The sequence below is a fragment of the Sneathiella sp. genome (assembly GCF_029233945.1).
Lineage (GTDB): Bacteria > Pseudomonadota > Alphaproteobacteria > Sneathiellales > Sneathiellaceae > Sneathiella.
Window position 1 is genome coordinate 1 of sequence record NZ_JARGOQ010000023.1, and the last position, 22,572, is coordinate 22,572.

At 58.8% G+C, this 22,572-nt stretch carries 19 protein-coding genes; 9 read left to right on the forward strand and 10 right to left on the reverse strand.

All coding sequences use genetic code 11. The features are described 5' to 3' along the window. On the reverse strand, positions 1–1,412 hold a 1,412-nt coding region (locus P1U71_RS09265), incomplete at its 3' end, for an ABC-F family ATP-binding cassette domain-containing protein (RefSeq protein ID WP_301105304.1). A 126-nt stretch (positions 1,413–1,538) separates the two neighbouring features. On the opposite strand from P1U71_RS09265, the gene P1U71_RS09270 reads away from it, so the two are divergent. The 4 genes from P1U71_RS09270 to ndk all read left to right on the forward strand — a co-directional run bounded on the left by P1U71_RS09270 (position 1,539) and on the right by ndk (position 4,578). Beyond that, positions 1,539–1,862 carry a helix-turn-helix domain-containing protein gene (locus tag P1U71_RS09270; RefSeq protein ID WP_301105305.1) on the forward strand — a complete coding sequence of 108 codons (324 nt, stop codon included), beginning with the start codon at positions 1,539–1,541 and terminating at the stop codon, positions 1,860–1,862. After that, complete coding sequence (locus P1U71_RS09275; protein WP_301105306.1) at positions 1,855–2,331, forward strand: SRPBCC family protein; 477 nt, start codon at positions 1,855–1,857, stop codon at positions 2,329–2,331. Before P1U71_RS09270 ends, P1U71_RS09275 begins: the two co-directional genes overlap by 8 nt. A gap of 131 nt (positions 2,332–2,462) precedes the next feature. Beyond that, a complete protein-coding gene (locus tag P1U71_RS09280; RefSeq protein ID WP_301105307.1) occupies positions 2,463–3,728 on the forward strand; it encodes a SulP family inorganic anion transporter in 1,266 nt (421 codons plus the stop codon). 427 nt (positions 3,729–4,155) lie between these two features. Next, entirely contained in the window at positions 4,156–4,578 is a 423-nt protein-coding gene (ndk, locus tag P1U71_RS09285; RefSeq protein WP_301105308.1) for a nucleoside-diphosphate kinase, read from the forward strand. Positions 4,579–4,682: 104 nt separating this feature from the next. On the opposite strand, the gene P1U71_RS09290 is transcribed toward ndk, so the two are convergent. The 6 genes from P1U71_RS09290 to bcp all read right to left on the reverse strand — a co-directional run bounded on the left by P1U71_RS09290 (position 4,683) and on the right by bcp (position 8,899). Continuing rightward, a complete protein-coding gene (locus tag P1U71_RS09290; protein WP_301105309.1) occupies positions 4,683–5,204 on the reverse strand; it encodes a type II toxin-antitoxin system YhaV family toxin in 522 nt (173 codons plus the stop codon). Then, positions 5,201–5,527 carry a type II toxin-antitoxin system PrlF family antitoxin gene (locus tag P1U71_RS09295; RefSeq protein ID WP_301105310.1) on the reverse strand — a complete coding sequence of 109 codons (327 nt, stop codon included), beginning with the start codon at positions 5,525–5,527 and terminating at the stop codon, positions 5,201–5,203. The genes P1U71_RS09290 and P1U71_RS09295 overlap by 4 nt, the downstream gene beginning before the upstream one ends. 91 nt (positions 5,528–5,618) lie before the next feature. After that, complete coding sequence (locus tag P1U71_RS09300; protein WP_301105312.1) at positions 5,619–6,041, reverse strand: polymer-forming cytoskeletal protein; 423 nt, start codon at positions 6,039–6,041, stop codon at positions 5,619–5,621. A gap of 21 nt (positions 6,042–6,062) precedes the next feature. Further along, entirely contained in the window at positions 6,063–7,508 is a 1,446-nt protein-coding gene (locus P1U71_RS09305) for a M23 family metallopeptidase (protein WP_301105313.1), read from the reverse strand. A gap of 96 nt (positions 7,509–7,604) precedes the next feature. Further along, complete coding sequence (locus P1U71_RS09310) at positions 7,605–8,435, reverse strand: ferritin-like domain-containing protein (protein WP_301105314.1); 831 nt, start codon at positions 8,433–8,435, stop codon at positions 7,605–7,607. Further along, entirely contained in the window at positions 8,432–8,899 is a 468-nt protein-coding gene (gene bcp / locus P1U71_RS09315; protein WP_301105315.1) for a thioredoxin-dependent thiol peroxidase, read from the reverse strand. Before bcp ends, P1U71_RS09310 begins: the two co-directional genes overlap by 4 nt. 269 nt (positions 8,900–9,168) lie before the next feature. Here bcp and P1U71_RS09320 point away from each other — a divergent pair, with 269 nt between their 5' ends. Beyond that, positions 9,169–10,953: a PAS domain-containing sensor histidine kinase gene (locus P1U71_RS09320; RefSeq protein ID WP_301105317.1), complete on the forward strand. Its 1,785-nt coding sequence runs from the start codon at positions 9,169–9,171 to the stop codon at positions 10,951–10,953. An 18-nt stretch (positions 10,954–10,971) separates the two neighbouring features. Here P1U71_RS09320 and P1U71_RS09325 read toward each other — a convergent pair whose 3' ends face one another. Next, positions 10,972–13,962, reverse strand: coding sequence for a bifunctional [glutamine synthetase] adenylyltransferase/[glutamine synthetase]-adenylyl-L-tyrosine phosphorylase (locus P1U71_RS09325; RefSeq protein WP_301105318.1), 2,991 nt, complete (start codon positions 13,960–13,962; stop codon positions 10,972–10,974). A gap of 91 nt (positions 13,963–14,053) precedes the next feature. Here P1U71_RS09325 and P1U71_RS09330 point away from each other — a divergent pair, with 91 nt between their 5' ends. Then, complete coding sequence (locus P1U71_RS09330; RefSeq protein ID WP_301105319.1) at positions 14,054–17,236, forward strand: AsmA-like C-terminal domain-containing protein; 3,183 nt, start codon at positions 14,054–14,056, stop codon at positions 17,234–17,236. 27 nt (positions 17,237–17,263) lie between these two features. Here the strand turns inward: P1U71_RS09330 and tyrS are convergent, their stop codons facing one another. Then, positions 17,264–18,517, reverse strand: coding sequence for a tyrosine--tRNA ligase (tyrS, locus tag P1U71_RS09335; RefSeq protein WP_301105320.1), 1,254 nt, complete (start codon positions 18,515–18,517; stop codon positions 17,264–17,266). Between the two features lie 83 nt (positions 18,518–18,600). Between tyrS and P1U71_RS09340 the strand changes: the two genes are divergently transcribed. Continuing rightward, a complete protein-coding gene (locus tag P1U71_RS09340; RefSeq protein ID WP_301105321.1) occupies positions 18,601–19,722 on the forward strand; it encodes an anhydro-N-acetylmuramic acid kinase in 1,122 nt (373 codons plus the stop codon). 4 nt (positions 19,723–19,726) lie between these two features. On the opposite strand, the gene P1U71_RS09345 is transcribed toward P1U71_RS09340, so the two are convergent. Beyond that, a complete protein-coding gene (locus P1U71_RS09345) occupies positions 19,727–20,386 on the reverse strand; it encodes an alpha/beta hydrolase (protein WP_301105322.1) in 660 nt (219 codons plus the stop codon). A 214-nt stretch (positions 20,387–20,600) separates the two neighbouring features. Here P1U71_RS09345 and epsC point away from each other — a divergent pair, with 214 nt between their 5' ends. Continuing rightward, positions 20,601–21,365 carry a serine O-acetyltransferase EpsC gene (gene epsC / locus P1U71_RS09350; protein ID WP_301105323.1) on the forward strand — a complete coding sequence of 255 codons (765 nt, stop codon included), beginning with the start codon at positions 20,601–20,603 and terminating at the stop codon, positions 21,363–21,365. 9 nt (positions 21,366–21,374) lie between these two features. Beyond that, a complete protein-coding gene (locus tag P1U71_RS09355) occupies positions 21,375–22,520 on the forward strand; it encodes a cysteine desulfurase family protein (protein ID WP_301105324.1) in 1,146 nt (381 codons plus the stop codon). Positions 22,521–22,572: the final 52 nt, after the last annotated feature.

A 22,572-nucleotide genomic window follows, 5' to 3' on the forward strand; every position in this document is an offset into this window, starting at 1 on the left:
AGGCCCTGAATGAGCGCCTCGCGACTATCCACATCGAGATGGTTGGTCGGCTCGTCAAGGATGAGCAGATGCGGTTTTTCCTCCGCGATCAGGCAGAAATTGAGCCGCGCTTTTTCGCCGCCCGAAAGCTGCTTTACCGCCGTGTCGGTCTTCTGGCGGGAAAAGCCGAACTGGCCGAGACGGGCGCGCACTTTTGACTCTTGCGCGTTTTCCATCTTCGAGGCGAGATGCTGATAGGCGGTTTCCTCGGGGTGCATCTCGTCAAGCTGATGCTGCGCGAAGAAGCCGATTTTCAGCTTGTTCGATTTCTGCATCCGGCCGGTTTCGGGCGCGAGCCGGTTGGCGAGCAGTTTCGCGAAAGTCGATTTTCCGTTGCCGTTGGAGCCCAGAAGCGCGATGCGGTCATCCATATCGATGCGAAGGTCAAGCCCGCGCAGGACCGGCTTGCCCGGCTCATAGCCGACGGCGCAATGCTCCATCGTGATGATGGGGGAGGAGAGCGGCTCCGGCGCGTGAAAGGTCAGGCTCGCCGTATGCTCATCGACAATGCCGACGACCGGCTTCATCTTTTCGAGCATCTTCACCCGGCTCTGGGCCTGACGAGCTTTCGAGGCCTTGGCGCGGAAGCGATCGACGAAGCTCTGCAGATGCTTCCTCTGGGTTTCCTGCTTGCGGGCCATGCCGGCGAGAAGCTCCATCTGCTCGCGGCGGGTCTTCTCGAAGAAATCATAGTTGCCGGTATATTTAACCAGCTTCATCTGGTCGAGATGGGCAATTTCCGTCACCACATTGTTGAGCAGGTCCTTGTCATGGCTGATGATGACGAGGGTGCGCTGATACCCGCGGAGGAAATTCTCCAGCCACAGCGTCGCTTCGAGATCGAGATAATTGCTCGGCTCATCGAGGAGGAGGAGGTCAGGCTCGGCGAAGAGCGTGCCCGCAAGCGCGACACGGGTCCGCCAGCCACCGGAGAAGGAGGAGCAGGAGCGCTGCTGCGCCGCATGGTCGAAGCCAAGACCGGCGAGGATTTTCGCCGCCCGCGCTTCCGCCGTATGGGCGTCGATATCGGCCAGGCGGGTATGGATCTCGGCAATCCTCATGCCGTCGGTGGCGGTCTCCGCCTCCTGCATGAGCTCCGCGCGCTCCACATCGGCGGCGAGCACCGCCTCGATCAGGCTTTCCGGCCCGCCCGGCGCCTCCTGCGGGAGAACGCCAAGGCGTGCGCCATTGCGCAGCTCGATCGTGCCGCCATCCTGCTGGATTTCATGGGTGATCAGCTTGAGCAGCGTTGACTTGCCCGTGCCGTTGCGCCCGATCAGGCCAAATTTATGCCCGACCGGAATATGCAGCGAGGCATTTTCCAGCAGCGTACGGCCCGCGATGCGGTATGTCAGATCCTTGATTTGCAGCATGGGGCACTCTCTAACAGAAAGCGCGGCGGCCCGAAAGCCGGAAAATGGGACTTGCACGTGAATTCAGAACAATTCTGTTGACATGCAGGTAAATGCCTGCATATTATCCACGCCAAGAGGTAGAGTATGGACGATGACAAGACATTCAAGGCGCTCGGCGATCCGACCCGCAGGAAACTGCTGGATCTGCTGTGTGAGAAGAACGGCCAGACGCTGGGGCAGTTATGCGAGCATATGGACATGAAACGCCAGTCCGTGACGCAGCATATCGGCCTGCTGGAGGAGGCCAATCTGGTCTCAACGGTAAAAAGGGGGCGGGAGAAGTTGCATTTCCTCAACCCGGTGCCGCTGCAGACCATCTATGAACGCTGGATACGAAAATTCGAGCAGCAGCGATTGAGCCTGCTGCATGATTTGAAAACCGAACTGGAAGGAGAGAATGATGAGTAAGGAAAAGACGACTTTTGTGTATGTGACCTTCATTCGCGCGACGCCGGAAAAGATATTCGAGGCGATTACCCGGCCCGAGGTCGCGGCGCGCTACTGGGGGCATGAGAATGTCTCCGACTGGAAGGTGGGATCGCGCTGGGAGCATATCCGCGCCGATGCAGAGCGGGAGGTGAAGTTGGCCGGTGACGTGGTGGAGATTGATCCACCGAAAAAGCTGGTTATTAGCTGGGCGAACCAGTCCGACTATGACAACCGCGACAAGCATAGCCGGGTGACGTTTGACCTTGTGCCGTATGAGGATATGGTACGGCTGACCGTCACCCATGACGAACTGGAGGCGGGCAGCGGCATGGCGATCGGCATCTCGAAAGGCTGGCCGCTCGTACTCTCAAGCCTCAAATCCTATCTGGAGACGGACGAGGCGATTGATGTTTTCGCGGAGCCCTGCGCCACCGGTGCCGCGGCGTGACGCCATCGCGCTGCCATCAGGGCCGGGCGGGAGAGGGAATCCCGTCCGGTTATCTCTATTTACTGTACGACCGGCTGGAATTGTGTCTATAAATAAAGCACATCGTGCCACTCCGTCCATAAGTTCTCCTGATGCGCCAACCGAAGATCCTGACGACAATCCAGTCCTATAGCTGGTCCTTGTTTATATCCGATTTGCTGGCGGGCGCGACCGTTGCCATGGTTGCCCTGCCGCTCAGTCTTGCCATTGCGATTGCGTCCGGGGCCGATCCGGCGAAGGGCATCGTGACGGCTATCGTCGCGGGCTTCCTGATCTCCCTGCTCGGCGGGAGCCGGGTGCAGATCGGCGGTCCGACAGGTGCCTTTATCGTCGTGGTTTTTGGCGTGATTGCCGAGCATGGCTATGACGGTCTTGTTCTGGCAACCTTCATGGCGGGCATTATTCTGCTCATTGCGGGGTATTTTCGCGCCGGGAACCTGATCGCGTTCGTACCGGAGGCGGTGGTGAACGGCTTCACCATCGGGATCGGCGTTATTATCGCCACGAGCCAGCTGAAGGACTTTCTGGGTCTGAGCGTGGCGAATTTGCCCGCCGATTTTCTTGAGAAAATCCCCGCCCTTTGGGATGTCCGCGAGACATTCAGTCTGGCGACATTCGCGGTTGCGATTATCACGCTGGTTCTGATTGTTGTCCTGCGCCGGGTTGCGCCCCGTTTCCCGGGACTGATCGTTGCCGTGGGCGTTGGCTCGGCGCTGGTGGTGTTCATGAATTTACCGGTGGAGACGCTCGGCTCCCGCTTTGGGGAATTGCCAAGCCAGCTCCCCTGGCCGGAACTGCCGGACTTTTCCGTCTCGCGGATTATTGAGCTGCTTCCCTCCGCCTTTATCATTGCCTTTCTGGCGGCCGTTGAATCGCTGCTCTCCGCCATGGTTGCGGATAAAATGATCGAGGGGCGTCACAGACCGAATGCCGAACTCTCCGCGCAAGGGATGGCCAATATCGCCTCGGCGCTGTTCACGGGCCTTCCGGCAACCGGCGCGATTGCGCGGACGGCAACCAACGTCAAGGCGGGCGGAAAAACGCCGGTGGCGGGAATTGTCCATGCCGTTGTCATTCTGCTGGTGATGCTGCTTGCCGCGCCGCTTGCAAGCTATCTCGCCATGCCGGCGCTTGCCGCGCTTCTGATCGTCACCGCCTGGAACATGACCGAGCCGCATAAATGGGGGGAGTATTTGCGCGGACGGAAAAGTGACATCTTCCTTCTGTTGCTGACCCTTATCCTGACTGTCATCGTCGATTTGACCGTGGCTATTGGCGCCGGGGTCTCCATCGGCCTTGCCCTGCGGTTTAGCCGGCGCAATTCCGTGGAAAGCGACTGGACCCCGCCGGACAGGTAAATACGGCAAAACCTTCCCTCCGCGCGATTGTCACGCACCCTTAATTTGGCGCCGCTTCCCTCCTGCGGTATATTGGGTTTATCATTGCATTAAAGGGGGCGGCAGATGGCAAATTTGGCGAATTTAGGAATATTTTTCGGCGGGATTGGCGTGTTCTTTCTCGGCTGCGGGTATCTGTGGAAGATTTCGCTCCAGAGCAAGGAACTGAAAAAGAAAGACCTGATATAAATTTCCTCCCGTCACGAGATCCGTCGGCTTTGCGGTTATCTGGAACAATATGGGAAAATCAGGGCTTGGGCGGGCTAAACCGGCCCCAAAAAGGAAACAGCGGGATAAATTGGGATCAAACGCCTTGCCGTGGGCGGACGGGGGGGCTATAAGGCGCGGAAATATTCCTTTGTCCCCTATATTTAAGGTGAGTGACCCAATGGCTCTTGAACGTACTTTCTCCATCATCAAACCCGACGCGACCCGCCGCAACCTGACCGGCAAGATCAATGCCAAGCTGGAAGACGCTGGCCTCAAGATCGTCGCGCAGAAGCGCATCCAGATGACCCGCGAAAATGCCGAGACTTTCTACAGCGTTCACAAGGAACGCCCGTTCTTTGGGGAGCTGTGCGATTTCATGGTGTCCGGCCCGGTTATCGTGCAGGTCCTGGAAGGGGAAAACGCCATCATGAAGAACCGCGAAGTCATGGGCGCGACGAACCCGGCCGATGCCGATGAAGGCACGATCCGCAAGGAATTCGCCGAAAGCATCGAGGCCAACTCCGTGCATGGTTCCGACAGCCAGGCCAACGCCGCAATCGAGATTGCCTATTTCTTCTCCGGCTCCGAAATCCACGGCTAGGCGCTCAAGACCCAATAAAAAGGCCCGCCATTTGCGCGGGCCTTTTTTGTGTCTGTCGTGTCATCCAATAAAAAATAGCAACTGCAGCGTAGCTGGCAAGGGGCCTATTTCCCGGCAGGATCTGATAACGGTTCCGTTTTCAGGGCTGCCGCAAATTGTTCAGCCGATTTCGCGGCGTCCTTCAGCAGCATATCAAAATCATCTGGCGGGTTCTTCTTGTCCAGCATCTCTTTAAATATCTTGTAAGCGTCTGTCTTGCTACCGTAAGCCCGCAAAGACTTTTCATCATTCACCCAGGCCAAAACGATGATCTTGCTGGTACTATCAAACCGAAAGAACAGGCGATATTGTTGGAAAAATTTTGCCCGGAACCAGTGTTTCCGGGCTGAACCGAGTGTATGGCCTTGCCGAAACTGATCGGACGTCGGATCGGTGGGGATGACCTCGGTCACCAGTTTAAGAATTGCCGCCAATCGCTTGGTGCAGTTCTTCTTCTTCCAGTTTTTTGGGTCACGGATTTTCCGAGTTTCAACCTCCTCGATAAGCCCGTCAATTTGTTCAAGGAAGACGGAATGCGCAAATATCGACCAACCGTTGACGACAAGGGGCGCAACGGGTTTCGTCATTCGTCATCTGAAGACAATGATGCCTCAAGGTCAATCTCGATACCTCCAACCAGCGCTTTGAGACGGTCACGCAGGCCGCCGTCAAATGCCTGCAGGCGCTCCGGATGCGCCTCGATATCCGTTTCGATCAGCTCGAGGAAGGCGTCAAGTGCCGGATCACTTTCCGGTGTCCGAACGGGCTCAATGTAAATTCGACCGTTGGGTTCAGTGGAATAGCGAATTTGATCACCCTTATTGAGCTTCAACTGCTTGCGCACGCCGCTCGGCACCGTTGTCTGGTAGCGGTCAGTGAGTTTCGAAAGTTCTTGTGTAAGCACAGTCATCACCACCTCTTGCCTCTGCATTACTTAATTTGACTTATTAGGTAATGCATTTGCATTGCCATGTCAAGTTTAATGTCTTGCTCAGGGTGGGTTATTTCTCGCCGCTCACGGCCTCGGATTTTTCAAAGAAGGTGACCGTGTCGGGGAGATCGCGGGGGTTGTCGCTATGCTTGAGATGGCCATCGATCTTCGCGCCGGGCTCGATACTGAGGGAGGCGTGGACGATATCGCCGTTTACCGTCGCGCTGGAGGTGACCGTGATTTCCTCGCCGCGCAGGTTGCCATTCACCGCGCCGCGGATGATCAGGGTGCCCGCATTGATATCGCCCGTGATCACGGCATTCTGGCCGATGGTCAGGATTTTTGCCCGCACGTCGCCATGGACCGCGCCGTCGATCTGGATTTCCCCCTCCGACAGGAGGTTCCCCTCAATATTGAGGTTTTCCGCAATGATCGAGGGCATGGCGTTGGACTTGGCGGATTTCGGTTCGGTTTTGCTGTTACCGGAAAACATGGAATAACCTCTTTCGCAGATTTAGTCGGCGGCGGCTTTCTCAAGCTTCGGCGTTGCTTTGAACGCATATCGACCGGCCTTGATAAAGTTCGCCGGGTTTTGATGCTCGCCTTCATAGATGACTTCATAATGGACATGACGGCCGGTGCTTCGACCGGTTGATCCCATCACGCCAATTTCGGTTCGGTACTCGATCTTGGCGCCCTTCTTGACAAGCGCTTTCTTCAGATGGCCATAGCGCGTCTTGAATCCCCGGCCATGATCGATGGTGACCATGGTGCCATAGGCGCCGTTCTTGCCCACGAAGGTAACGACCCCCGGCGCGGTGGCCAGGATTTTCGAATTTTTCGGTCCCGCGATATCGACGCCGGAATGAAAGGCGGTCCGCTTGGTGATCGGGTCCCGCCGCTTGCCGAAGCTCGACGTGATATAGCCGACATCCACGGGCCGGGCGAGGGGGATCTGCTTGAGCAATGTCTGCAGGTTCTCCCAGCGGGTGAGGCTCGCCTCCATCTTCTGGGTCTGGGCGTAGAAATCCTGCTCCGTCTCCATCAGGTTTGCGCCGGGCACAGCGGCAACGAACGGTCCGCCAAGGCCCGCCTCCGCATCAGAGGAGCCGAGGAGCTTCTCCGGATCGAGGCCGGTCAGGACAATAATCTCGCGCAGCGCCGCCACGCTTTCATTGGTGCGGTCATGGATGCGGGAGATCAGGTCCTTGTTGTCGGTTGACATTTTCGTCAGGCGGGAGCGCAGCTCGCCCACCTCGGAATTGAGCGCGTCCTCCTTGTGAAGATGGCCGCTGAATTCCTGTTTCAGGCTGGCGAACTGGGCACGGGTCTGCTCCAGTTCCTTGTAAATCTCGTCCTTGGTCGAGGCATAGAGATTGACCAGCCCGCGTAACGAGGCCAGCCGTTTTTCGGTTTTCTCCCGGTTAGAGGCCGCCTCATCGCGGGCGCGGGTGGTCTGGAACAGCGCCTTGTTGAGCTGCGTGATCTCCATTTCGAGCTGCTCGCGCCGGGCGTTGGTGCTGTGCAGGCTCTCGCCAAGGGTGCGGATGCGATCCTCGACGGATTTCTCCTGCTTCTTGTCGCCCGGGGTGATTGCTGCGAATTCCAGGGCCTGCTCAACGACATGGCGATCGGCCAGCACATCTTCGAGGCGGGCATATTGCTGGTCCAGCTCGGCCTGGGTGGCGATGATCTTTGATTGCGCCAGCTCGAAATCCGCCGAAACGGCGCTGAAGTCGGACTGAAGCGAGAGAAGGTTGGCCTGCGCCTGCGTTATTTCGCGGTACTGCAACGCGCCGGAGACCATCAGATAGGCGAATACACCGCCAAGGCCGACGACGGCGGCGAACCCCATCGCCTGCGTCGCAACGGAAAGCCGGAGATATTTGAGCTGCCCCCGGGTGGAGATGATAACCTGACGGTCCGTAAAGAGTTTATCTATGACGGCCTTCAGCCTCATTTGTTCATCCTGCTTCTTCGCTGCGTATTAATAGGTACGGGAGTGCCGGATAATAGAACCGATTTTTCCGCAAACTTCAACCGCTCACCGGGGCCGTTAAAATTTGCCATTTTTTGTCTGTTTTTGCGGCAGGGGCGACGACAGGGGAAGATAGTATTCCGACGGTAATCCTGCAACCGCGCGCGCGGTGTCGTTAAACGGGGGTTTTAAAAGGCCTTTGAAGAATTTCTGCACCAGTTCCTGCCAGGTCTTTTCCGCATCGAGGTCGTTTTTTTCGCAAAAATGGTGGAACCAGCGGCTGCCGATGGCGACGTGACCAATTTCATCCTTTAAGATGACATTAAGCACGTTGACGCTCTTTTCATCGCCGATCTTGCCGAATCGGGTGATCATCGCGGGTGTCACATCAAGGCCGCGCGCCTCCAGCACCATCGGCACCACCGCGAGGCGGGCGGCGAGGTTCTCGCGCGTCGCTATCGCCGCCTCCCACAGGCCATCATGGGCGGGAAAATCACCGTAAGCGAACCCGAGCTCGGCGATCCGGTCGGCAAGCAGGGTAAAATGCCTGGCCTCCTCTTCGCCGACGCGGACCCAGTCATCATAGAAGTCACGGGGGAGGGTCTCGTTCGTGAAGCGCGCCACCATGTCCCAGGCGAGATCAATGGCGTTTAGCTCGATATGCTGGACCGCATGGAGCAAGGTCGCGCGCGCCGCATCGGACTGCCCGCGCCGGCGCGGCATCTCGGCGGGCGGCAGGAGTTCCGGCCGCGCCGGTCTTGCGGGCCGGCCGGGAGGCAGGGTGCCGCCGATCTCCATCCTCCCGTTCGAGGCGCGCCAAGCGATTGCCGCGTCCCGGCTTTTTGCGGCCTTCCGGGCGGCGTCCGGCTCGGCCAGGATGGCGACGGCAAGATCGGAGAGTGTTGTCACGTTTGAAGCGCGGTTGCCGCCTCCAGCACGGCGTCCACATGGCCCTTCACCCGCACCTTGCGCCAGACATTGCGGATGAGGCCTTCGCCATCGATCAGGAAGGTGGAGCGTTCGATCCCCATATATTCGCGCCCGTAATTCTTCTTCATGACCCAGACGCCGAAGGCCTCGCAAGCTTCGCCCTCCTCATCGGCGGCCAGGATCACCTTGAGCGCGTGTTTTTCGCGAAAATTCGCATGTTTTTTAAGAGAATCCTTCGACACCCCGATGATTTTCACGCCGAGCCTGTCGAACTCCGTGAGCTTTTCCGAAAATTCGATGGCCTCCGTCGTGCAGCCGGGCGTGTTGTCCTTGGGGTAGAAATAAAGCACGAAGGGCGTGCCTTTCAGGGAGTCAAGGCTCACATCCTCCCCGCCATCGGTGGGCATGTTAAAGTCCGGGGCTTTCTCTCCAACGTCGGGCATGGCTCTCTCCTTTGGTGCATCGTTTTGCAGGCAATTTGACTAGCAGCAGAGCGACGCGCGCGCAAGTCCCGAGGGAACTTTTCAGCGGCAAAATCCGGACGCCGCCGCCGCAGGGTTTCGACGTTGCATGAGGAATTCCTGAAAATATAAAATAAGTATCTGAAAACCCGTTTGGAGATGCTTTCATTTGCCCCTATGCTGAAAGTTCAGGAACGAATAACTAAATTAGAATAATCTTGGTTCAGGCAATAGTAGGTATTTGGGAATTTATGAACGCCAAGGGGTACAAGCGTATAGGCTTCGCCGTTCTCGGTATCATGCTGCTGGTCAGTGTCGCGGGGGGGTTATACTCGATAAACCTCGCCCAGCAATATGGTGAGGAACGCAATCGCCTTATTGAGTTCGAGCAGGACCTGGTCGAGAAAACCCGGTTGAATAATACTCTCGAAAATGCCTTCGGCTATGGCGGCTTCATCCATAATTTCAAGAATTTTGTCCTTCGCCATGATCCCGTCTACCAACTGACGGCGGAGAAAAAATTCGATGAAATCAGTCAGGCGCTTGCCGCTTATCGTGAGTTGCCCCTGAGCGACGAGGAGCATCAGGCGATAGAGGATGTCCTGGTGACGCTCCGCGAATATCGCGTAAATCTGGACCGGGCAGCGGCCTTTATCGCGGGAGGAATGACCGTGAAGGAGATTGACCGGCTGGTCCGCGTGGATGATACAAACGCCGTGGCGGCGCTGGCGGTGCTCAACGGCGTCTGGGACAAGAGCTTTGCGGATCGGTTTGCCTTCCTGGATGAGATGATGGCGATGGAAGAGCGGGAAATTGTCATTGTCCAGCTGACAATCGCCGGGTTCATCCTGTTTGCTCTCGCGCTTTTCTGGTGGATCATAAAATACGAGAGTGCATGGTTGCAGACGCTGCGCCTGCTGCGCGCCAGCGAGACCAAGTTCCGCCAGATCATTTCCAACAGCGCGGACGCCATCATCACGACGAACAAATCCGGCCAGATCGAGGTTTTTAATCGCGCGGCGGAACGGTTCTTCGGTTATACGGAAGACGAGGTCGTCGGGCATGAAGTATCGATTTTATTGCCGCCGACGGATCGCGCCGAGATGGACACTTTCTTCAGCCAGCCCGCACAGACGGCCGGGGTGGAGGAGAATGTCTCCCTCGGCCTGAATGCCTGGCGCAAGGATGGCAGCTCGTTCCCGATCGAGTCCCACACGGCCGCCTATAATTTCGACGGCAAGAAGACCTATGTGAGCATTATCCGCGATATAACGGAGCAGAAGAAATCCGAGGAGATGCTGATCAACACGATGAAGAGCGCGATCGATGCGCATAAGGCGAAAAACCTGTTCATCGCCAATATGAACCATGAGCTGAGAACGCCGCTCAATGCCATAATCGGCTATTCCGACATGATGCTGATGGAGACATTCGGTAAACTGCCGTCGGAGAAATATCGCGAATATGCCGCCGATATCAACGGCTCGGGGAAGCATCTGCTGGCGATTATCTCCGATCTACTCGACCTTGGCGCGATTGAGGAAGGCAAGCTCCAGCTGGAGAAGGAGTTTTTCGACCTTGCCGAGATCGTCAATGAGTCGCTGAAAATGATCATGCAGCAGGCCAATGAAAACGGCGTGACGGTGCGGTATAACAAGGGAGATTTCGACTTCTCGATTTTCGCCGATGCCCGGCGGGTGCGGCAGATTTTGCTCAATATCCTCAGCAACAGCATCAAATTCACGCTGAAAGGCGGCGTGATCTCCATGACATGCGCCCAACATGATGATGAGGTGATCCTGTCGGTGGATGACACGGGGGTTGGCGTGGCGGAGAAAGACCTGCCGACGATTTTCGAGCCGTTCGTGCAGGCGACGGAATCCCATCTCACCACGAAGGACGGGACCGGCCTCGGCCTGTCGCTGTCGCGCACCCTGGTGGAGCTGCATGGCGGCACCATGGAGTTTATCAGCGAACTCGGCAAGGGCAGCCGCGTCACCATCCGCCTGCCAAACGCCCCGTATCTTCAATGCTGAGATAAAGCCGCTCGCGGCCTATTCCGCCGTCGCGCCCTTTCCAAGATAGTCATTGAGCAGCCGGTCGACATCGCTTTGTGCGGCTTTCAGCTTTTTCGCGAGCGCGTCGAAAGTGTCAACCTCCCCGGCCTCCGCGAGGGCTTTTTTGAGGGCGAGGGGGATCGTCTCGTCGATTTTCCGGTCGCCGAGGCAGAGCTGTTTCAGCCCGCTGATATTGAGATAGAGCTTCAGGATATCGACGAGCCGGTCGGCCGTCTCCGCCGGGAGAATGCCTTCCGCCTTCATGACCTTCAGGCTGTCCATGGAATTGGGCCGAAGGATATCCGGATGGTCCGGGCCATGCTTCAGGCGGAGATACTGGCAGAGGAATTCAAGGTCCATCAGGCCGCCGCGCGCATGCTTGACGGTGAGGGGGTTGTCGGTGCCGTGCTGCTTCAATACCCGCCGGCGCATGTTGAGGGTCTCGGTACGGATTTTCTCCGGATCGCGCCTGGTGAGGGCAATCTCGCGCAGCATTTTCTCGGCTCTCCCGCAGAGGGCAGGGTCGCCCGCGACAACCCGCGCGCGGGTGAGGGCGAGATGCTCCCATGTCCAGGCTTCCTCCTCATAATATTTCCGGGCGCTGGCCAGCTTCAGGGCGATGGGGCCGGACTTGCCATGGGGGCGCAGCCGCATATCGACCTCATAGAGCTGCCCTTCCCCGGTGTGGACGCTGAGCGCATTGATATAGCGCTGGCAAAAGCGGGTGTAATAAAGACCGGCGGAGATCGGCTTTTGGCCGTCGGTCACCATATCCTCCTCCGGTGTCTCGAACAGGAAGATCAGGTCCGCGTCGGAGGCCGGGGTCATCTGCCGGCTGCCGAGCTTGCCCATGCCGATAACGGCGAACTCCCCGCCCGGCACGACGCCATGGGTGCGGGCGAATTCTTCGCGCGTCTTGAACAGGATCGCCTCCAGGATCACCTCGGTCACGTCGGAAAAGGCGGGACCGGCGGCGACCGTCGCCCCGAGGCCGGTGCCATGGTCGACATTATCGAGGATCTGCACGCCGAGGCGGAATTTGCGATCATTCGCCCAGCGGCGGGTGTAGTCGAGCACGTCCTGAAAATCCCGCGCGGTTGCGAGAATCATTTCGAGATCAGCCTCCAGGAAGGTCTTCGGGAGCAGCGGCGCCATGAACTCCGTATCCAGCACGCCGTCGAGCAGCATGGTATTCCGCGCGAGCGTCTCGGCCAGCTCCGGTGCCATCCCCATGATCTTCGCGAGCAGCTTGAGCAAGCTCGGGTGCGCCTTGAACATGGTGAAAAGCTGTATCCCGGCGGGCAGCTTCTGCAAGAAGACATCGAAGCGGGTGAAGGCGGCGTCCGGGTTGCTGGTATCGCCAAGCGCTTCGAGCAGTTGCGGGATCAGCTCGGTCAGGATCTGCTGCGCGCGCACCGTCCGGGTTGCGCGGTAGCGGCCATGATGCCATTCCCGGACTTTCTGGGAGATGGCGCTGGTTTCCTCAAAACCCAGCTCGGCGAGCGATTTAAGCGTTTCGGGGTCATCCTCCGCCCCGGTGAAGACCAGGCGGCCCGCTTTGCGGTCTGTCGTTTCCTCAAAGGCGAAGAGGGCGTCGTAATGGCGCTGCACGGTTTCAAGGGTGGCGCGCAAACTCGCGCGGAATTCCTGCACCTCGTCATAGCCGAAGAAAACGCCGAGTTTGCGGAAATCCTCCGCATCGTCGGGCAGGAGCTGGGTCTGCTCGTCATGGATCATCTGCAGGCGATGTTCCAGCTCGCGCAGATATATATAGGCGTCCTGTAGCTCCCCCCGCACGGCCGGACTGATTTTGCCCGCGGCGGCCAGCTGGGAGAGGGTGCCGAGCGTCGTCACCTCCCGCAAGAACGGGTTGCGCCCGCCCTCGATCAGCTGCTGGGTCTGGCAGAAAAACTCGATCTCGCGGATGCCGCCCCGACCGATCTTGATATTATGCCCCTCCAGCGAGATTTTCGAAAATCCCTTATGGGTGTGGATTTGCGACTTGATCGCCTGAATATCCTCAATCGCCGCGAAATCCATGGATTTGCGCCAGATAAAGGGGGTGAGGAAGGAGACAAACTCCGCTCCTGCGTCAAGGTCTCCGGCGATGGCGCGGGCCTTGATCATGGCGGCGCGTTCCCAGTTCTGGCCCTGGCTTTCGTAATAGACATGGGCCGCGCCGATGGACAGCGCGATGGGCGTCGCGCCGGGATCAGGCCGCAGCCGCAGATCGGTGCGGAAGACATAGCCGTCGCGGGTGCGTTCCTGCATCATGGTGACGAGGTTGCGGGCAATGCGGACGAAGCAGTCCTGCACCGAACGGCGACCGGTATAGCTCGTCTTCGCCGCATCGAAGAGGATGACAAGATCGATATCGGAGGAATAATTAAGCTCCCCCGCGCCCAGCTTGCCCATGCCGATGATGATCAGGCCGCTGTCCTTCGTCGGATCGTCCGGGTGGGGCAGGGTCAATTCGCCCTTGTCGCTCGCGGCTTTGAGGAGATGGCGGCAGCAGATTTCCACCGCCGTGTCGGCAAAGGTGGAGAGGACGCCGGTGATCTTCATCAACTCCCAGACTTTCCCCATGTCCGAGAGCGCCGTCAGCAGGGCAATGCGCCTTTTTGCGATGCGCAGCGCCGCCATCACCGTCTCTCGCTCCGCCTCCAGCTCGCAATCCGCATGGAGCGCATTATATATCCATTGGAGCGTCCGCTCCGTGCCGTCTTCCACCAGATACCGGAGGAGATGCGGCTCGGCCAGCAGGCAGCTTGAGAGAAACGGGCTGTTGCCAAAGATGCTGGCGAGGATTTGCGGGCCCTCGTCGATTTCTGCAAGCCGCCCGGCGAAGGCGGCCAGCTCCGGGTCGGCGGCGGTAACCTCCTGCCAGCTTTCAAGGCCGACCACCAGCAGCTCCGCGTCGCCGGGCGCGGGAAGATCCGCCATCACGTCGGGGAAGGGAATTTTTTCTATTTCTGCGATATCCTGCATTCCTAATCCGGGTTGCATGGTTTACGATACGAAGATCAATTATCGGGACAGACTTTTTTTATACAAGCCTTATTAAAAGCGAAATTTTCAGTTGGTCAGAACTACTTCCAGATTATTGTACCGGACCCTGATGGGGGTCGTCGTGCTGGTCTTTATCGTTGCGCTCGCGCTGGTCGCGGGGCTGTCGCGCGGACCGATGTCGCTGTCCTTTATCGAACCCTATGTGGTGCAGATACTGGAGGCGCAATATCCGGATGTCGATTTTTCCTTTCAGAAGCTGGAACTGGAATGGAACGCCCGCGACAAGAACCTGATGGTGGCGATCGATGACCTTGTGATAGCGGAGGAGAAACGGCGGGTTGCCTCCATCCCCGATGTGACCATGGTGTTCAGCGGCGCGGCGCTGCTCCGGGGTCGGATCGCCCCGGCGGAGCTGGAATTCACCGGGCTTAAAATCCGCCTGAACCGGAACAAAACCGGCGAGATCAAGTTCGGCTATGAGCATAGCCTGATGGCTGAGGCCGGAACCAGCGGAGACAACGCGATCGAGACCGAAAAGAGCCCGGACGAGGTCGCGATGGAGGATGGCTATCTTGATATCCTGAAGGAGTTGAGCCGGGAGCCGGACCCTTCGAGCCTGACCGGCTATCTTCAGCGGGTGGAGCTTTATGATTCCGGGGTCTTTATCGAGGATGAGATTCTCGGCCGGTTCTGGCGGGTGACTGGCGCGGATGTCTTTGTCTGGCGCGAAGAGCGGGGATTGCGCGGGCAGGCCAGCGGGAACATCAAGGTCGGCAATGAGAATGTCTCCGTGGTGGCCCTCGGCGATTATGACCGGGAGCTCAAGCGCACACTGATTGACGGGCAGTTCAATGACCTGCCGCTTCCTCTGGTGGGGGAGCAGGTCAAGGAGCTGGAGATGCTGAAAGGCATCGATTTATCCCTCTCCGGGCATGTTAATGTCGATCTCGATGAGAAATTCAGCTTCGATTCCCTCGGTTTTGATGTATCGGCGGGGGCCGGCAACATCGATTTGCCGGAGTTGTATAAGCAACCGCTGGCGATTGACAGCATTGATGTTTCCGGGGAGGTGACCGGCGATTTCAGCAAGGTCACCCTCGACAGTGTGACGGCCAAGACCCTGGGCGTGGCGCTGCAGCTCGCGGGTGCCGTCGATATCGCGGAGGCAGGCATGGGCCTCTCGCTGAAAGGCGGTCTTGCCAATCTCAAGGTCGATGATCTCGGGCGGTTCTGGCCCTATTCCATGGCGAGTAACGGCTATGACTGGGTGACGCAGAATATTCGCGGCGGCATGGTGCCGAAGGCGGAGTTCGAGATCGATCTGCCCGCCGGTGCGCTTTCGAGCGGAGATATCCCGAAAGGCGCGGTGAACCTGAGCTTTAACATCGACGGCACCTCGGCGAATTATTTCTCGCCGCTGCCGAAGGTGACCGATATCGACGGACGTGCGGTGCTGACGGAAACCGGGGTCACGATCAGCGGCATGACCGGCAAGCTGGGCAGTCTCGAAGTAACGTCTGACAAGGTGATTATCGATGAATTTGATAAATATGATCAACTCGCCGATATCGTCATTCGCGTGACCGGCAGCAGCCGGGAAATCTTCACCTTTCTTGATCTGGAGCCGCTCGGCCTCGCGTCCCCCTATGGCATTGTCCCTTCCGCGATGACGGGGACGGGGGCGGTCGATGCGTCGTTTAAATTTCCGCTGCGCTTCGATTTGAAGCTTGAGAATGTCGAGTATGCCGCGACGGGCGATTTCACCGAGGCGACCATCCCCGACGTGGCGGAGGATGTTACCCTTACCGAGGGCGCGCTGAAGGTTGCGGTCGATCCGAAGGGGGTGCAGGTGACGGGCAACGCCGCGCTCAATGGCGTGGCCGCTAAGATTGAGGCGGAAAGCTGGTTCTCCGGGGCGAAGGAAGGCCATCGCCGCTATGTCCTGAACGCGGTGCCGGATGATGCGGATCGCAAGGCGCTTCATGTCGCGACGCCGTTTCTGCAAGGACCGATGACGACGGATATTACGCTGGAAACCGTGCCCGATGGCAGCGCGACCGGTAATGTCCGGATTGACCTGACCGAAACCACCGTGCTTGCCGATACGCTGCACTGGTCCAAGCCCGCGGGCGTGGCCGGGCTGTTCACGGCGGATATCAGCTCCACCGCGGCGGCGGTGACGACGCTGTCGAATATCGCTGTGACGGCGGGGGATCTGACGGCGGCGGGCACGGCGGTGATGAAGAAGGATCTGCTGACCGAGCTTACCCTGCCGACCGTTCGCTATGGGGAGAATGACTTCAATGTCGATTTCACCCAGCGGGCGGCGGGGGAGATGAAGATCGAGGTGCATGGCGCGCAGTTTGATTTAAAACCCTTCGTGGTGGCGACCTATGATTTGAACGAGGCGGTTATCGACGGCCCGAAACAGGACCGCCTGATCGATATCCATCTTGAACTGGAGCGGATGCTGCTCGATCAGGATTTGACCCTGAACAACGTCATTTCGGACATGAAGATCGACGGAAACCTGATCAAGACCGGCATGACCACGGGCCGGTTCGCGGGCGACAAGAGTTTCGAATTCAAGATCAACCCGTCCCCCAAGGGTCGGCAGGTCAGCTTTTTCTCCGATGATGCGGGGTCGCTCTTTCGCGGGCTGGATCTTTTTGATGATTTTCGCGACGGCAAGCTGAAACTGACCGCCGAGATTGACGATAGCCTGCCCTCCCGCCCGGCCACGGGAACGATCGAGATCAAGGATGTGCGCGTCGTGAATGCGCCGGTGCTCGGCAAGATATTGACCCTCGGCTCCCTTGGCGGGATTGTCGATTTGCTGCGCGGGGAGGGGATGGTTTTCGCGACGGTGGAGGGGCCGTTTTCTTACGAGAACGGGATTTTCGAGACAAGGGATTTTCGCGCCATCGGCTCTATCGGCATCACGCTGACCGGTAGCGTGGATCAACCGGCCAACAAAATCGATATGTTCGGGACGGTGATCCCGTCCTACACGCTGAATTCCATGCTTGGGAATATACCTATCCTCGGCACCCTGCTCGTCGGCAAGAAGGGGGAGGGGATTTTCGGCTTTTCCTACAAGGTGACGGGCGGGCTGAAAGATCCGGACATAGACGTCAACGCCGTCTCGGCACTGGCGCCCGGTATTCTCCGGCGGATGTTCTTCGAGCCCTGGGACCAGGATGATATCGAGCCGCCGTCCACCAATAAACCGGGCAGCCGCCCGAGTCCCTAGACCCCGGCCCGCGCCCAGAGGCGGGCGTCAGACCGGCTGGATCAGGTAATGCCGCTTCTTGCCCGCCGAAAGCTTGATCCGCCCGTCCGCGTCGAGGGCGTCGAGAGTGAGGACAGCTTTCTCATCGGCAATTTTCTCGTCATTCACGCGGGCGCCGCCGCCCTTGATCAATTTCCGCGCTTCGGAATTTGACTGCGCCAGGCCCGTCCGCTGAAATAATGTCGCGGCGGGAATACCCTCCGCCAGCTCCGCCTTCGGGATTTCCAGTGTCGGCAGGCCTTCCGCGGTCTGCCCCATCTCAAAGGTCTGGCGCGCGGTTTCGGCGGCGGCCTCGGCGGCCTGCTTGCCATGGGCCATCTCGGTGCAGGCATCGGCGAGGATTTTCTTCGCCTCGTTCAGCTCCGCCCCGTCGAGACTTTCCAGACGCGCCACCTCATCCATCGGGATTTCAGTGAACAGCCGGAGGAACTTGCCGACATCGGCGTCTTCGGTGTTGCGCCAGAACTGCCAGTAGTCATAGGCCGAGAGCATCTCCTCATTGAGCCAGATGGCGCCGCCCGCCGTCTTGCCCATCTTCGCGCCCGAGGAGGTGGTGAGCAAGGGCGAGGTCATCCCGAACAGCGAGAAGCCGTTGGTCCGGCGGCCCAACTCGACGCCGTTGACGATATTGCCCCACTGATCGGAGCCGCCAAGTTGCAGGCTGCAATTGTAGTTCTTCTTGAGCTCAACGAAATCATAGGCCTGCAGGATCATGTAGTTGAATTCGAGGAAGGTCATCGATTCCTCGCGTTCCAGCCGGAGCTTCACGCTGTCAAACGACAGCATCCGGTTGATCGAGAAATGCGGCCCGTATTCGCGTAAGAACGGGATGTACTCGATCTTGTCGAGCCAGTCCGCGTTATTGACCATGATCGCGTCCGTCGGGCCATCCCCGAAGGTGAGGAACTTCTCGAACACCTTCTTGATGCCGTCCATGTTTTCCTGAATAACTTCATCGGTCACCAGCGGGCGGCTTTCGTCGCGCCCCGTCGGGTCGCCGACCTTCGTCGTCCCGCCGCCCATCAGCACGATCGGCTTATGCCCGGCCTGTTGCAGGCGCCGCAGGATCATGATCTGCATCAAGCTGCCCGCATGAAGGCTTTTCGCCGTACAGTCAAAACCGATATAGGCGGTCACGATCTCGTCAGCAAAAGCTTTATCCAGCGCGTCTAAATCTGTACATTGATGCAGGTAGCCGCGTTCAGTGAAGACTTTCAGGAAGTCGGAGCGTAATTCGGTCATGGGACGTAATTCTGTTCTATTGAGGTTCAAGAGCGCCATCGTTTAGCACATATGAGGCGCATTTTAAAAGTGCGGGATAGCATATGACGTCAATTAAGCAAAATCAGGGTGAAAACACGCCGCTTCGCGCCCTTGGATTGATGAGCGGCACGTCGCTCGACGGCATCGATGCCGCGATTATCGAGACCGACGGGATTGAGGTTTTTACCCATGGTCCCGTTCGCTCCACCCCTTATGAGCCGGAATTCCGGGCGCAGCTGCGCGAGGTTCTGGGCAAAGACGCGGCGCCCGATGGCCTGATCACCGACTTCACCAAGGCGCAGGCGGAGTTTGTCCTCGCATTGCTGGCGGCGAATAACCTCTCCCCCGCCGATATCGACCTGATCGGTTTTCACGGGCAGACGATTTTTCATGATCCCGCCAACCGCCTGACCGTACAGATGGGCGATGGCGCGCTGATGGCGGAACTGACGGGGATCGATACGGTCGCTGAATTCCGCCACGCGGATGTCGCTGCGGGCGGGGAGGGGGCGCCCTTTGCGCCGCTCTATCACCGGGCGCTGGCAACGGAACTCGAAGGGCCGCTCGCCGTGCTTAATCTCGGCGGGGTCGGCAATGTCACCTATATTGACGGGGAGACGGTGCTGGCCTTCGATACCGGGCCCGCGAACGCGCTCCTTGATGACTGGGTATTGACCCATACGGGCCAGCCCTTTGATGAAGGCGGCAAGATCGCCGCCGCCGGTCTGGTGAATGAGGTTGTTCTCGCGACACTTCTCGATAACCCCTATTTCGACCAGAGGCCGCCCAAAAGCCTTGACCGGGATGAATTCCCGGTGGCGGCGGCGATCAATGGCCTCGGGCTGGAGGAAGGGGCGGCGACCTTGCTGCATTTCACGAGCGAGAGCCTCCGCCGCGCGCTGGCCCATCTGCCCGGAAAGCCCGCGCGCTGGCTGCTGACCGGCGGCGGGCGCAAGAACCCGGCGCTGGTGCAGGCGATTGAGGCGGTGGTGCAAGTCCCGGTCGAACCGGTGGAGGCGGTCGGCTGGCGCGGCGATGATCTGGAGGCGGAGGCCTTCGCCTTCCTCGCCGTGCGGTCGGTACGCGGCCTTCCCTTAAGCCTGCCAACGACGACAGGCGTACCGGAGCCGATGACGGGCGGGCAATTTTATCCTGCGCCGTCCAAAAAACGGGTCTCGGCGTAAGGGGTCAATCTTCCTCTTCGTCGTCGCCGTTCAGCCGCATATCGAGATAGTCATTGACGGAAACCATCAGCCTGTCGAGGCTGTTCTCGAAGAAATGATCGGCGTCGGGGATTTCATCATAGTGAATGGTAATGCCCTTCTGCGCCTTCAGCTTCTCGACCAGCTTCTTGATATCTTTTCGCGGCACCAGAACGTCCTTGTCGCCATGAATGATGATGCCGGATGACGGGCAGGGGGCGAGGAAGGAGAAATCATACATATTGGCGGGCGGCGCTACGGAGATGAATCCGGCCACTTCCGGACGCCGCATCAGCAACTGCATGGAAATCCAGGCGCCGAAGGAAAAGCCGCCGATCCAGACAGCGGGCGCGTTCGGGTTATGGGTTTGCATCCAGTCGAGCGCGGCGGCGGCATCGGAGAGTTCGCCCACGCCATGATCATAATCGCCCTGGCTGCGGCCGACGCCCCGGAAATTGAAGCGCAGCACCGAGAAGCCGCGCTTCTTGAAGGTGGTAAAGAGATTGTAGACGACCTTGTTATTCATCGCGCCGCCATATTGCGGATGCGGGTGGAGGATCAGGGCGAGCGGGGCATTCGGATCATCGGAATGGTGATAGCGCCCCTCAAGGCGTCCTTCGGGTCCATTAAAAATAACGTCGGGCATTTCTTTTCTAATTCCTACAACAGCTTCTATTTCGAGCCGGATACACTCGGGATATGACCCATTTTTCAGCCTGCCCCGGCGAACGACTTGTCAAATGAATACCAATGGTATCCTTGACGGTCCTCCCGATATGCATATATCTGTTAATTATGGGCGCTTTAAACCTCAGGTGAATTCCGCTACAAGAGCGGCACAATACAGAAGGTAAGGGCAAATGTTCAAGCATATTAGCGAAGAAATTAGTTGCGTGATGGAGCGCGACCCCGCCGCACGGAGCCGATTGGAGGTTGCGCTGCTGTATCAGGGCTTCCACGCCATCGTCCTGCACCGCCTCGCCCATTGGCTGTGGGGCCATAAATGGCGTCTGCTTGCGCGGCTGTTTTCGCAGTTCAGCCGCTTCCTTACCGGCATTGAAATTCATCCCGGCGCGCAGATCGGCCGCAAGTTCTTTATCGACCATGGCATGGGCGTCGTGGTCGGGGAAACCTCGGAAATCGGCGATAATGTGACCCTTTATCATGATGTGACCCTGGGCGGCGTTGCCCCGTCAATCGATTCCGATGCGCAGCGCGGCGTGAAGCGCCATCCGACATTGCAGGACGGTGTGATCATTGCCTCCGGTGCGCAGATCATCGGCCCGATCACGGTCGGCAAATGTGCCCGCGTCGGCGCAAACTCGGTTGTGCTGAAAGACGTGCCGGACCATACGACGGTTGTCGGTGTTCCTGCGCGTGCGGTGAGCGCCAGCAAGAAAGACCGCCTGGATGAGAGATTCGCCGCCTATGGTGTCGGGAATCACGACCTGCCCGATCCGGTGTTCAAGGTGATGGATGGTCTGCTCGACAAGGTGCAGTCGCTGTCCATGCGCGTGGAAGAGCTGGAAAATGAGCGCCGCACCACGGCAGACGCGCCGATTGCCCTGAAGCCGAAGAAGAAACCCACCGCCCGCGCCGCCAGCAAGGCGAAAACGGATACTTGATCTCAACGAATGACCGCCCCGGCGGGCCTGATTGTGCTTATGGCGAAACCCGTTTATCTCGATTTTAACGCGACCGCCCCAATCCGGCCCGAGGTGGTGACCGCCATGGTTGCCATGATGGAGCAGGGCGGCAATCCGTCCTCCGTCCATCAGGCGGGGCGCACAGCGCGCAACCGGGTGGAGGAGGCGCGCAGCCTGCTCGCCCATCTTCTGGGCTGTAAAGCGCCCGAGATTGTCTTTACCTCCGGCGGGACGGAGGCGAATAACTTCGCGCTTTCCGCCTTCCCGGACAGGCCGCTCTTTATCTCCGCCGGGGAACATGATTCGGTCCTTGCCGCGGCAGGCCCCGCAATCCGGCTTCCGCTTAAAAGCGATGGCCTGCTCGATCTGGCGGCGCTTGAGACGCAATTGAGCGAGGCGGGACAGGGCGCGCTTGTCTCTATCATGCTTGCCAATAACGAGACTGGTGTGATCCAGCCGATTGCCGAGATTGCCGCCCTGGTGCAGGGGAAAGGCGGAATTTTTCATTGTGACGCCATTCAGGCGGTCGGCAAAATCCCTCTCGATTTTGCGGCGCTGGGCGTGGATATGATGTCCGTCTCGGCCCATAAATTCGGTGGGCCGCAGGGGATCGGCGCGCTGGTTATACGCGATGGCCTTGCCGTGCCGCCGCTGCTCAAAGGCGGCGGGCAGGAGCTGGGCCGCCGCGCGGGCACGGAGAATGTCGCCGGAATTGTCGGCATGGGCACGGCCGCGCGGTCGGCGATGGAGGGTCTTGAGGGTTATACGGCAATCGCCAATTTGCGCGATTCCATGGAGGCGCGGTTGCTCGAAATCTCACCCGAAAGCCATATTTATGGCCGCAATGCGCCAAGATTACCCAACACCACGACTATTTCGATGCCGGGCGTCGCCTCCGAGCTTCAGGTTATGTCCCTCGATCTCGATGGCATTGCAGTGAGCGCAGGCTCGGCCTGTTCGTCGGGCAAGGTGAAGGCCAGCCATGTGCTTACCGCCATGGGCGCCAGCGCGGAGGAGGCGGGCGCCGCCATCCGTATCAGCCTCGGCTGGTCCACAACGCCCGATGACATCGACCGGCTTGTCGAGAGCTGGGCAAGGCTCTACCGGCGGAAATCGCCGAAATATGCCGCCTAACCTCTGGACAGGACACCGCGGGCAGGATAGGTAAAACAGGAAGAGTATTCAG

Coding starts and splice junctions, on each gene's coding strand:
- P1U71_RS09345 (WP_301105322.1), bottom strand. CDS start 20,386: ATGCCCGACGTTATTTTTAATGGACCCGAAGGACGCCTTGAGGGGCGC.
- epsC (WP_301105323.1), top strand. CDS start 20,601: ATGTTCAAGCATATTAGCGAAGAAATTAGTTGCGTGATGGAGCGCGAC.
- P1U71_RS09280 (WP_301105307.1), top strand. CDS start 2,463: ATGCGCCAACCGAAGATCCTGACGACAATCCAGTCCTATAGCTGGTCC.
- P1U71_RS09275 (WP_301105306.1), top strand. CDS start 1,855: ATGAGTAAGGAAAAGACGACTTTTGTGTATGTGACCTTCATTCGCGCG.
- P1U71_RS09300 (WP_301105312.1), bottom strand. CDS start 6,041: ATGTTTTCCGGTAACAGCAAAACCGAACCGAAATCCGCCAAGTCCAAC.
- P1U71_RS09325 (WP_301105318.1), bottom strand. CDS start 13,962: ATGCAGGATATCGCAGAAATAGAAAAAATTCCCTTCCCCGACGTGATG.
- tyrS (WP_301105320.1), bottom strand. CDS start 18,517: ATGACCGAATTACGCTCCGACTTCCTGAAAGTCTTCACTGAACGCGGC.
- P1U71_RS09355 (WP_301105324.1), top strand. CDS start 21,375: ATGACCGCCCCGGCGGGCCTGATTGTGCTTATGGCGAAACCCGTTTAT.
- P1U71_RS09290 (WP_301105309.1), bottom strand. CDS start 5,204: ATGACGAAACCCGTTGCGCCCCTTGTCGTCAACGGTTGGTCGATATTT.
- P1U71_RS09270 (WP_301105305.1), top strand. CDS start 1,539: ATGGACGATGACAAGACATTCAAGGCGCTCGGCGATCCGACCCGCAGG.
- ndk (WP_301105308.1), top strand. CDS start 4,156: ATGGCTCTTGAACGTACTTTCTCCATCATCAAACCCGACGCGACCCGC.
- P1U71_RS09305 (WP_301105313.1), bottom strand. CDS start 7,508: ATGAGGCTGAAGGCCGTCATAGATAAACTCTTTACGGACCGTCAGGTT.
- bcp (WP_301105315.1), bottom strand. CDS start 8,899: ATGCCCGACGTTGGAGAGAAAGCCCCGGACTTTAACATGCCCACCGAT.
- P1U71_RS09295 (WP_301105310.1), bottom strand. CDS start 5,527: ATGACTGTGCTTACACAAGAACTTTCGAAACTCACTGACCGCTACCAG.
- P1U71_RS09340 (WP_301105321.1), top strand. CDS start 18,601: ATGACGTCAATTAAGCAAAATCAGGGTGAAAACACGCCGCTTCGCGCC.
- P1U71_RS09320 (WP_301105317.1), top strand. CDS start 9,169: ATGAACGCCAAGGGGTACAAGCGTATAGGCTTCGCCGTTCTCGGTATC.